A 469-nucleotide genomic window follows, 5' to 3' on the forward strand; every position below is an offset into this window, starting at 1 on the left:
TGCCGGACCAGACCTGTTCGAGTTCCTCGTCCTCGATGGCGCGGATCTGCACGTAGTTGCCCAGGCGGATGCCGCGGCTCTTGTCGGTCACCTTGCGGATCATCTGCGTCACGGCGACGTCGGTGCCCGGGTGCTCCTTGTAGAAGCCGGACTTCTCGGTCAGCTCGTAGGCGGCCGTCGTCACGGGCAGGTAGCCCGTGCGCTTGTGGCTGGCCGACTGCACTTCGGGCGTCGAGATGAACTTGAAGAACTCGGCCACGCCCTTGTACTCGGCGGGCTTCTTGCCGGCCATCACCCAGAGGCTGGCGCCGCCGATGACGGTGTTCTGCGGCGCGCCCTGCACGTCCGGGTAGTAAGGCAGGGGAGCGAGGCCGTAGGCGAACTTGGCGTTCTTGGCCACGTTGCCGTAGAAGCCCGACGACGTGTTGATCATCGCGCACTCGCCGGAGACGAAGCTCGCCTCGGGCAC

At 66.1% G+C, this 469-nt stretch carries 1 protein-coding gene; it reads right to left on the reverse strand.

All coding sequences use genetic code 11. The features are described from left to right. Positions 1–433: extracellular solute-binding protein (locus AC066S_RS39230; protein ID WP_478271966.1), on the reverse strand; the 433-nt coding region annotated here is incomplete at its 3' end. Positions 434–469 lie beyond the last annotated feature (36 nt).

The organism is Bradyrhizobium sp. CFUWI, assembly GCF_056429085.1.